At 43.1% G+C, this 9,657-nt stretch carries 13 protein-coding genes and 2 pseudogenes; 5 read left to right on the forward strand and 10 right to left on the reverse strand.

Annotated features, from left to right (window positions below; all coding sequences use genetic code 11):
- Nucleotides 1-136: 136 nt before the first annotated feature.
- Together IM509_RS03965 and IM509_RS03970 are read right to left on the reverse strand one after the other, a co-directional pair.
- A pseudogene (locus tag IM509_RS03965) lies at nucleotides 137-424 on the reverse strand (DUF4351 domain-containing protein); the annotation flags it as partial.
- A gap of 164 nt (nucleotides 425-588) precedes the next feature.
- Nucleotides 589-1,347 carry a sulfite exporter TauE/SafE family protein gene (locus tag IM509_RS03970; RefSeq protein ID WP_002762830.1) on the reverse strand — a complete coding sequence of 253 codons (759 nt, stop codon included), beginning with the start codon at nucleotides 1,345-1,347 and terminating at the stop codon, nucleotides 589-591.
- Between the two features lie 362 nt (nucleotides 1,348-1,709).
- On the opposite strand from IM509_RS03970, the gene IM509_RS03975 reads away from it, so the two are divergent.
- Nucleotides 1,710-2,597, forward strand: a complete 888-nt coding sequence (locus IM509_RS03975) for a lipid kinase (RefSeq protein ID WP_185237825.1) — start codon at nucleotides 1,710-1,712, stop codon at nucleotides 2,595-2,597.
- A 2-nt stretch (nucleotides 2,598-2,599) separates the two neighbouring features.
- On the opposite strand, the gene IM509_RS03980 is transcribed toward IM509_RS03975, so the two are convergent.
- Together IM509_RS03980 and IM509_RS03985 are read right to left on the reverse strand one after the other, a co-directional pair.
- Nucleotides 2,600-3,655, reverse strand: coding sequence for an amino acid ABC transporter substrate-binding protein (locus IM509_RS03980; protein WP_052275684.1), 1,056 nt, complete (start codon nucleotides 3,653-3,655; stop codon nucleotides 2,600-2,602).
- A gap of 36 nt (nucleotides 3,656-3,691) precedes the next feature.
- Nucleotides 3,692-4,432, reverse strand: coding sequence for a TIGR00297 family protein (locus tag IM509_RS03985; RefSeq protein WP_185237826.1), 741 nt, complete (start codon nucleotides 4,430-4,432; stop codon nucleotides 3,692-3,694).
- Nucleotides 4,433-4,476: 44 nt separating this feature from the next.
- Here IM509_RS03985 and IM509_RS03990 point away from each other — a divergent pair, with 44 nt between their 5' ends.
- Nucleotides 4,477-5,181 (forward strand): cytochrome b/b6 domain-containing protein, encoded by a 705-nt coding sequence (locus tag IM509_RS03990; RefSeq protein ID WP_052275683.1) that lies wholly within the window; start codon nucleotides 4,477-4,479, stop codon nucleotides 5,179-5,181.
- A gap of 14 nt (nucleotides 5,182-5,195) precedes the next feature.
- On the opposite strand, the gene IM509_RS03995 is transcribed toward IM509_RS03990, so the two are convergent.
- Genes IM509_RS03995 through IM509_RS04010 form a run of 4 tightly spaced genes read right to left on the reverse strand, consistent with a single transcriptional unit; the run spans nucleotide 5,196 to nucleotide 7,473 of the window.
- Nucleotides 5,196-5,435 carry a 2Fe-2S iron-sulfur cluster-binding protein gene (locus tag IM509_RS03995; RefSeq protein WP_052275682.1) on the reverse strand — a complete coding sequence of 80 codons (240 nt, stop codon included), beginning with the start codon at nucleotides 5,433-5,435 and terminating at the stop codon, nucleotides 5,196-5,198.
- Between the two features lie 9 nt (nucleotides 5,436-5,444).
- The gene (cobQ, locus tag IM509_RS04000; RefSeq protein ID WP_052275681.1) at nucleotides 5,445-6,920 is read right to left on the reverse strand and encodes a cobyric acid synthase CobQ; all 1,476 of its coding nucleotides are present in this window, start codon (nucleotides 6,918-6,920) and stop codon (nucleotides 5,445-5,447) included.
- Nucleotides 6,921-6,946: 26 nt separating this feature from the next.
- The gene (locus tag IM509_RS04005) at nucleotides 6,947-7,087 is read right to left on the reverse strand and encodes a hypothetical protein (protein WP_170863925.1); all 141 of its coding nucleotides are present in this window, start codon (nucleotides 7,085-7,087) and stop codon (nucleotides 6,947-6,949) included.
- Nucleotides 7,072-7,473, reverse strand: coding sequence for an Npun_F0494 family protein (locus IM509_RS04010; RefSeq protein WP_043995879.1), 402 nt, complete (start codon nucleotides 7,471-7,473; stop codon nucleotides 7,072-7,074). Before IM509_RS04010 ends, IM509_RS04005 begins: the two co-directional genes overlap by 16 nt.
- A 115-nt stretch (nucleotides 7,474-7,588) precedes the next feature.
- Here IM509_RS04010 and IM509_RS04015 point away from each other — a divergent pair, with 115 nt between their 5' ends.
- The 3 genes from IM509_RS04015 (at nucleotide 7,589) to IM509_RS04025 (ending at nucleotide 9,184) form a co-directional block, all read left to right on the forward strand.
- Nucleotides 7,589-7,891, forward strand: coding sequence for a hypothetical protein (locus IM509_RS04015; protein ID WP_052275678.1), 303 nt, complete (start codon nucleotides 7,589-7,591; stop codon nucleotides 7,889-7,891).
- Nucleotides 7,892-7,946: 55 nt separating this feature from the next.
- Nucleotides 7,947-8,402, forward strand: coding sequence for a (2Fe-2S) ferredoxin domain-containing protein (locus IM509_RS04020; protein WP_052275677.1), 456 nt, complete (start codon nucleotides 7,947-7,949; stop codon nucleotides 8,400-8,402).
- 101 nt (nucleotides 8,403-8,503) lie between these two features.
- Entirely contained in the window at nucleotides 8,504-9,184 is a 681-nt protein-coding gene (locus IM509_RS04025; RefSeq protein ID WP_052275676.1) for a response regulator transcription factor, read from the forward strand.
- Between the two features lie 94 nt (nucleotides 9,185-9,278).
- On the opposite strand, the gene IM509_RS04030 is transcribed toward IM509_RS04025, so the two are convergent.
- Entirely contained in the window at nucleotides 9,279-9,431 is a 153-nt protein-coding gene (locus IM509_RS04030) for a hypothetical protein (protein WP_185237104.1), read from the reverse strand.
- A pseudogene (locus tag IM509_RS23990) lies at nucleotides 9,421-9,561 on the reverse strand (RNA-guided endonuclease TnpB family protein); the annotation flags it as partial. The gene IM509_RS04030 and the pseudogene IM509_RS23990, both read right to left, overlap by 11 nt.
- Between the last annotated feature and the right edge of the window lie 96 nt (nucleotides 9,562-9,657).

Genomic DNA, 9,657 nt, shown 5'->3' on the forward strand with positions numbered 1-9,657 from the left:
AATACAGTGAGTTCTTTTCTTCTTCCGTGAATTCTAGGTTAATCATGTTTTTAATGAGTGCTTTGCTTCTAATTATGACTCTTAAACTATATTATTGTCCTTGAGTAAAAAATGCAAGTTGTAGCCGTGCAAAGTATAATACTAACCCGGCTAGAATTGCGGTAGATGCAGCCAGATTACTTTGTTCTCGACTATCGCTGATTTGCTCGATTTCTTGGGCAATTTGCCGCAGTAAGTTTTCTTGTTTCTCAGCTTGAGCAAGTATGGCAAAAGGAAACAGTCCGGGAGCCTTTAATAGGGGTTCCGAGGGTTGTTCCCAGAGTCTAATCACTTCAAATTGATGAGAGGTTTTCCCTTGTTTATAATCATTCTGTCGGACTTTGGGGGAGTCACTTTTCCTTAGATAAATAACCACTTGATGGAGTCGTTCCACACCCACAATAGGCATCTAAAATTATGTCTCCTTTATTCTCCCCCCCCGAATTTGTCAAGTATTCTCCGTTTTTTATTGATGAACACGGAAAAAGCCAATCAGGGAGAGACTAGAAAGGTTAGAAAGTTGAGATTTAACGAGTCCGTTGATGCGGTCTAAGAGCAAGCGCGGATGAAGAAATAAATGGCCATCAGTAGCAGAAAAATATAAAAAGTAATCCGCACCAATCGATCCGGTAATTTCGGTAAAAAACGAGTGGTTACTTGTACACCTAGGGAACCACCGATACCTAAAATAATCCCTTGTAGATAAAGAATATAACTGGCTTGGGCATGAGCGAAACAGGCGGCGATCGAATTGAGTAAAACCACACCTAAACTGGTGACAATGGCGATTTTGATCTTTTCTGCCAAAAAAATCATTTGTAGTGGCACCATGATCGCCCCACCGCCAATTCCGAAAATACCGGCTAGAAATCCAGCGATTCCTCCGGTTAGCAGACAGGCTAGATTAGGATTCAATCTAATGGCAGAAACTGGCTCTTTTTGGCTTAAATTTTGCTTGAGATTGGTTAAATAGATATTGAGCAGTAAAAAACAACCAAAAGCCGCTTCTAGGAGGTGTTTGGGGCTATATTTGACCAGATAGACCCCGATAAATGCCGTAAAAATCCCGGGTAAACCTAAGAGGAGAACTCGCTGCCATTTGAGGGAACCTAATCGCCAATTTTGGAGCGTACCTCCTAGGGAAGTGAAAACGATCGCTAAACTGCTGGTAGCCACCGATTCCCCGTAACTGTGGCCCAAATTTAACAGGATCGCCACGGAGATAGTGCCACCCCCAATACCGAATAAACCCGCTAATAAGCCCGAAAAAACGCCCGTTATCAGTAAAATCAAGTAATTGTCTGCCATTATCTTCGTTTCATGGCCTTGAAGGGTCTGAATTTGCTATCATACCTAGAGGCAATGGTAGAACATTTTCTCGAAGAAAGGGCTATTAACTAAAATTTAGTGATCAATGGGGCTAAATTATTGACAATCACCTGATATTTTTTCTGATTTAATTAGGGTTTGCTGAAAAAATAAGGGCGAAGGATTCGGATAGAAAATCTACGGTTTCAGCGATAGGTTATGCCCGAATGCTTCGCCCCTAAAGGACTTGCACCTGTTTCGCAAAACCAGCCACTAAAACCCTTACCTCGTCTATATTTCACATTTATTCAGCAACTCCTAATTACATAACCTTTATCCCTGCACTGCTGAGAAACTTACCTATGACTAAAAGAGCTTTACTACTAATCAATCGTCACTCGCGCAAGGGTAAAGAAAACTTTGCTCAAACTGTTGATCTGCTCAATAATTGGGATTTTGAAATTATCAGCGTCCCTTTGAAAAAGGTAGAAGATATACCTTTTTTGCTGGAAAAATATCGCTCTAGTATTGATTTAGTTATTGTCGGTGGTGGCGATGGGACTCTTAATGCTATGGCGGATATGTTGGTAGAAACTCAACTGCCTTTAGGCATTATACCTCTGGGAACGGCTAATGATTTAGCCCGGACTTTAGGGATACCGAATTCTATTGCCGAAGCCTGTCGAATTATTGCGGAAGGTAATTTAAAATATATCGATCTAGGTTGGGTAAATAATAAATACTTTTTCAACGTGGCTAGTTTAGGATTAAGTGTGAAAATTACCCAAAAACTGAACAAGGGTTTAAAGCGACGTTTGGGGATTTTGGCCTACGCTTGGACAGCTTTACAGGTATTAAGTAAAACTCGTCCTTTTACCGCTATGATCGGTATTGATGGCCAAAATATCAAAGTTAAAACCCTACAAATAGCGATCGGAAATGGTCGTTATTATGGGGGAGGAATGCCGATCGCTCATGATGCCCAAATCGACGATCAAAGGTTAGATTTATATAGCCTAGAAATTGAACACTGGTGGCAAATTTTCCCGCTTTTATGGACATTACCACGAGGACAACAGGGTTTATTATCTTGGGTGAGAACTCTTAACGGCAAAGAAATTCAAATTGAGACTCGTAAACCCCATAGTATCAACACCGATGGCGAAATTACTAGCACTACTCCCGCCATATTTCGAGTTATTCCAGCGGCCATAGGGGTCTATATTCCCCGTCAGGAAACACAATCTTAAAACTAACGAAAAGGAGGAGAATACAATAAACCCCCCTTTGTCCAAAGATTATTTAAACCTCGATCGAGTTGTAGGGGTTTACCGATTTCACGCTCATAAATTTCACCGTAATTACCCACCTGTTTTAAGACTCTTTGGGCAAAATCATTGGGTAAACCCATATCTTCGCCTAATTTCTCATCGATACCCAAAAAACGCCGAATACTGGGGTCTTTACTATCGGCAAAAGTGGCAATATTTTGGGAGTTAATCCCAAATTCTTCCCCTTGAATTAAACTAAAAACGATCGAGCGGACGGCATTCGACCAAGCGGGATCACCATCGGCCACGGCTGGGGCCAAGGGTTCCTTCGATATTACCACTTCTAATAATTGATGATCCTGCGGTCGGGGAAAAACCGAGCGCCGGGCCACCAATTGGGAGCGATCGGAAGTGACAGCCTGACAACGCCCCGCCTGATAAGCTGTATATAAGGCCTCCACATCATCGGAAACGATCGGTTTATAACCTTGAACTGCCGCTTTTGCCATGGCATCGGCCAGATTTTGTTCCGTGGTGGTTCCCGACAGCACACAAATGGACTTTCCGCTTAAATCTTCTAATTTCTTAATATTACTGGCTTTCGTGGCCATAATTCCCTGACCATCATAGAAAACCGGGGTGATAAACTCCATCCCCAGGGCGGTATCCCGGTTAATCGTCCAGGTGGTGTTGCGACTGAGGATATCCACTTCTCCCGTCTGTACGGCAGTAAATCTCTCTTGGGGGCTAAGTTTACGATATTCGACTTTAGAGGGATCATCAAAGAGAGCCGCAGCGATAGCTCGGCAAATTTGCACATCTAAGCCCGAATATTCGCCTTTTTCATTAACAAAGCTGAACCCCGACACTTCTCCGTTAATGCCACAAATTAACTTACCGCGATTTTTCACCGTTTGCAAGCGGCCAGCATCGGGACTACTTGCGGTGTTAGAACTAGAATTAGATTGATTTTCCGTCCCACAGGCAGTAATTAGCAGTAAAAGCAGGGACAATGCACAAAAACGCCACTTTAGCATAGATATTCTCTGAAAAATTTTTTTAGTCACTTAATTTTAGCGGAAAGACCAGAGCAAGCTTAACAGTATAGCCACGATCGCACCGATAACCGTATTGATCACATTGACCAATTCATTAGTTAACCACAGAAAGCGGGTTTGTAGGGTAGCGCCGATGAGACTTTCGATATTGGTGGCGATAAATGCCGCAATTACACACCATAACACACCGATAAGATCGATCGCACCGATAGCCCATGCTAACAGGGAAATCGCCGTGGCTGCCAGCAAACCAGCGAGCGTTCCTTCCAAACTAACAGCACCTTCTGTTCCCCGGGGGACGGATTTAAAATTAGTGATTAGATAAGTAGTTTTACCGTAAGCTTTACCCACCTCACTGGCAGTAGTATCGGCTAATTTGGTGCTAAAACTAGCCACATAAGCGAGTATTAAGAGGCAATCCCAGGGAGAAGCGGCAAAAAGACTTAGGATAGCGCAAATTGCCCCCGCTAAAGCGGAACCCCAGACATTTTCTGGACCGCGTACCCCCGCTCTTTTTTCGGCAATTCCCTCCGCTTCCTTGCGCGCTAAACCGATGCGGGTGACAGTAGAACCGACGAGGAAATAGAATAAAACAATTAGATAACCGCGCCATTCCAAGCTTCCCCAGACAATTACCCCTAGAACCCAAGCATGGAGATAACCCATCCGAGTTAAGAGCTTTTTTGGCGCAATTGCAGCGATTCCGAGGAGGACGGTATTGAGAAGAATAGCGACGAGCCAAGGATTAGTTAACATAGTATCTGGGCAAGTTTACATACCCTATTGTATCGATCGAGTTCATGAAAACTAATCAACCTTATCAACCTCTTTTACTGCGAATTCTGCACGGATTCACGGGAATTGCCCTCATTGCCGCCATGGTTACGGCCTATTGGACCTATGATACTTTTGACGGTCGTTGGTTAAAACTGCCCTTACCAGAATATCAAGAAATTGAAAGTATTCATGGCACTTTTGGCCTCTATACTCTGATTATCTTTCCCGTTTTTGCTATCTATGCTTTTCGTCGGGGCAACAAAAGATTAATTCAAAGTGATTCTCTTAACAAATTAACCCAATTTGGTAAGCCGATTTGGTGGTATAGTCTCCATCGTTTAGTCAATACTTTGACTCTTTTTGCCCTAACTTTTGCTTTGTATAGTGGCCGGATGATGGATTCCAAATGGCTACCAGAAGGGGAATTAAATCACTTTTGGTATTATGCCCATTTGCTCAGTTGGTTAATTATGGCAGTATGTCTGGTGCTGCACCTGCTCATGACTGCTAAAGTGGGGGGAGTTCCCCTGTTATTGTCTATCCTTAAATGGGGTTTTCGTGAACAAGATAGCCCGAAATTATGGTTATCTCAATTACGTCAATGGGGGTTAAGTTTGCGTCTAGCCAATAGTTTTCAGTGGCTACAATCTCTTAACTTATATAAAGTCTTAGAAATTGTTGTTTTATTGGCTATTATAGCAGCTTGGATTATTCCCAAGTTTGACTAAATCCGAGGGAGCAACTACCAAAGCGGATCGGAGTATAAATGAACAGTTAAAGAATCTCGATCGCTGGGGATACCAGTAATACAACTACAAATTTGAGTACCATCATCTAATTCTACTTCACAAGCGTGACAGGAACCCATTAAACAGCCAGTAGGAATGTCAATTCCCGCTTTTTTGGCTACATCTAATAATAGTTCTCCAGTTTCCGCTTCTATGATGATATCATCGGGTAAAAAACGCACTGAAATAGTCATAATTTTTCCTTACAAATGAGCAAAAATAGGTGTAAGATTTAAATGTTCTTCCAATAAATTAGCCATAGTATCGAGGGTTATTTCTCTTTGTTCACTATAGTTAGCAATTCCCGTAGGCAAAGATAATAAACCGCGACGCTGACGTAGATGATTTAACCAAGTTCTTCGCCAAGAACCATTATCAAAGATACCATGTAAATAACAGCCCCAAATTGACAGAGAATCATTGACAATTCCTAGACTAGCATCTTCCTCGAACATTTTTTGATAACCTGATTCACTTTCCCATTCGCTTATTCCCTGGTGAATTTCGTATCCTGTTACTGGTAAACCCCCTTGGGGATAATTGGATAAAACTTGTCGTTGACGGGTAATTTTTTCGTCAGTAATTACCGTTTTTAACGGCAGTAAATTTAAGCCAGCTGCCTCACTGTCGGGACCTTCTCGATGGTCAGGATCCAGGATTAATCGCCCTAACATTTGCAAACCACCACAGATGCCAAAGATAATACCTCCCCTTTGGTGATAGGCTTGTAATTGATTAGCCATACCACTTTGATTAAGAGCAATTAAATCAGCAACAGTGGTTTTAGAGCCAGGGATAATTACCCCATCGGGATCACCTAAAGATTCCTGTAATTCTAGATAACGGACATTAACCGTTGCTTCACCACAGAGAGGGTCAAAATCAGTAAAATTAGCGATATGAGGCAGACGAATGACAATGATATTTAGTTCAGCTTTAGGTTTTTGGGCGGGGCGATCGAGTAAACTAAGAGAATCCTCGGCACTTAAAAAGATATCACTATAGGGAAGAACTCCCAACACGGGAATTTTTGTATAATCTTCTAGCCAAGTAATCCCTGAATCTAAGAGAGATTTTTGTCCGCGAAATTTATTGATCACAATACCTTTAATTAAAGCTCTTTCCTCCGGTTCTAATAATTCTAACGTACCGACGACGTGAGCAAAAGCCCCCCCGCGATCAATATCCACCACTAAAATAGTAGCGGCATCGAGATATTTAGCCACCCGCATATTAGTTAAATCGCGATGTTTGAGATTTATTTCCGCCGGACTTCCCGCACCTTCACAGACAACTAGATCAAATTCTGCCGATAATTTAGCTAAAGATTCTTTAATTGCTTGCCAACCTTGGTCAAAATAATTCTGATAATAATCCGCTGCCGTAGTGACACCAACAGCCTTACCTTTAATAATCACCTGAGAGGTCATATTTCCCTGGGGTTTTAATAAAATTGGGTTCATTTCTACCCGGGGAATTGTCCCCGCGGCCCATGCTTGCACCGCCTGGGCGTGACCCATTTCTTCCCCTCCGGCGGTAACATAGGCATTAAGGGCCATATTCTGACCTTTAAAGGGTGTTACCTGCCAACCTTTCCGGTTGAATAAACGACATAAAGCCGCAGTTAAAAAAGATTTACCCGCGTGGGATGTTGTCCCCACTACCATAATTGCTTTCATCTAGTTTTTTTATTGAGTATTTTCAGTTAACTGATAACTGATAACTGATAACTGATAACTGATAACTGATAACTGATAACTGATAACTGATAACTGATAACTGATAACTGATAACTGATAACTGATAACTGATAACTGACTCCCAACAGCATTAAAAAGAAAACCAACGTTGCAGAGTATTAAAAAATCTTTGCCAGAAAGTGGGTTTAGGGAAAAAGTCCCCTTGGGGTTGCCATTTTTCTATTAATTTCCTCCCCAAAGGAGTGAGACGAAAACTATCGGTTATCCCCTGTCCATCTACTTCGCGCCGCAAAATTCCCACTTTAATCAACCAGAGAAGATAACTTTCCGCTGCTGCTTCCGTCAGCAGTCTGGAAGTATAACCTTTTTCTAAACCCCCAGCACCCGGAATGCTTAAAAGTGATACACTTTGCTCCAACATAGCGGCGAATAGGGTGACACGGAAAGGAGAACAACAGAGGGCGCGTTCGGCCCTAGTGATGGTAGCATCAGGATAATTGATGGCGGTAACGGTGGGAGTCGATAGGCTCATAGATTCCGGTCGTTTAGCTATTGATAAACTCATTGTTACATTGATCTGGCCTCAACCCCCATCAACCCCAATCACCGATAAAATAGGGATGAAGTGTTAAGTAGCTTGAGTGTTTATGCAGTCTCCCGAACCGTTCGATAATAAATATACCCCAGAGGAAGTGGAAGTGGAAATCGAAACCGACGATTTTCCCCCCGTTGCTACCCCGGTTAGTTTCGCTGCCACTCTCGAAAAAGTGAAAACTTGGTACGGCAGCCTGTCCACACCGGCACAGGTAGTCGTGGCAGTGGCGGGGGTTTTTGTGGCTCTTTCGATTTTAACGGCGATTTTACGCCTAGTCAGCGCAGTTTTAAGCGCTTTAATCCTTGCCGCTATCGTTTATCTTATCTATCGTTACATCCTCAAACCGAAATTTTAGTCGGCCATGCACATTTTCTGTTCAATGTCAAGAGTTTAGTTGATAAAAAAAATTTATGGAAGAAGCGGACACTAGAGATATCTTGGGGGAAAATGTGGCTAAGTTGGGACTGGCCCAGATCCAGCGTCATCTATTTCTCTGCTGCGATCAAACTAAGCCAAAATGCTGTGACAAGGAAGAAGGGTTAGAAGTGTGGGATTATTTAAAGAAGCGGTTAAGTGAATTACAACTCGATCGCCCTAGGGCCGACCGTCTAGGTTGTATTTTTCGCACTAAAGCCAACTGTTTGCGGGTTTGTAGCCAAGGCCCGATTTTATTAGTGTACCCGGAAGGAGTCTGGTATGGAAGGGTAAACAAGGAAGCGATCGAAAGAATTATCCAAGAACACCTAATCGGTAATCAAATCGTCACCGAATATGCTTTCCTTTGCCACGATTTACCAGCAATCTCCCTGAACTGTTCCAGAGAAGAACCCGAAACAATAGAGGAAAACAGCGTTAAAACTAGCTGAAACCCTAATTAACTACACATATCTAACTACCTGTTGCATGAGTGCCTGTCAATCCTTTGTCCGTCTCCATTCCCCCAACCCTGCAGCCCAGAAAAATAGCGATGAAAGAGACCAACAAAGACAATAAACAACTTTTATTAATCGACGATGACCCAAATTTAATACTTTTGGTGAAGGATTATCTAGAGTTTCGTGGTTATAGGGTGATAACCGCAGAAAACGGTCGGGAGGCCCTAGCAATCCTCGAACGCGGGGCAAATGCGGCTAAAGCAAGGGAAATGCCCGATATCATTATCTGTGATCTGATCATGCCGGAAATGGATGGTTATGCCTTCCTCGAAACAATTCGTCGGGACAGTCGTTTTAGTGGTCTTCCCGTGATTTTTCTCTCCCCTAAGGATCAAAGTCAGGACAAGGTGACAGGTTTAATCACCGGGGCCGCTGTCTATATAGTCAAACCCTTTGAACCGGAAGAATTAGTGGCCCGGGTGGAGTCTTCCCTCAAACAAGCGGGCCGGTTGCTGAAACGCAGCACCCGCATTCATTCCCCGGATGTCACCCCTGTTCAGGTTCCGGGTAATGTGGAATTAACCCCAACGGAGTTAAAAGTAGTACAATTGGTCGCCCAGGGACTGGCTAATCGGGAAATCGCAACAAAACTCAATGTTAGTCAACGGACAATCGAAAGTCATGTGTCGAATATGCTCCATAAAACCGGTCTTCATAATCGCACGGAATTAACCCAGTGGGCGATCGAAAGTAATAAGCTGTTGACTATCTAGGGTTTGCGGCAAAAAGTTTTTTAGCATACCCTCAATAGTCAACAACTTATCAGGGTTTAGTGTCAGGTGATTGTCAACTCAGCTTTTTTTGGCATTAAACATCCCTGAGATTGTCCTGGTCTGCTAGTTGCGATCGCTCTTTTTCCAGGGCCAATTCCGTTTCCAATTCTTGGCTGAGGAAATAGTTGAGGAAAGTTCGGTTGACATCCTCACCGCCGCAAACGGACGGTGATTCCCTACAGATCAAACAAACTTAATTGAACGATCTTCGGTTGGGTTGACGCTTCACGGGATGCTGCTTCTTTAACAGAAGTCTTACACCTTCCTCTGCGTCCGTTTTTTGAGGTCTCCGATTGCCCACCGGCGACCTTGATAATTAAAGTCAGTAAGAGAGTCGCCTCTCCTACTGCTCTACAAAACGGAACGTGACAATTTCTCGTCATTCCGCTCCTCAACTACACGGGGTTTGTCAT

This window comes from Microcystis sp. M31BS1, from assembly GCF_020245285.1.
Classification (GTDB): domain Bacteria; phylum Cyanobacteriota; class Cyanobacteriia; order Cyanobacteriales; family Microcystaceae; genus Microcystis; species Microcystis panniformis.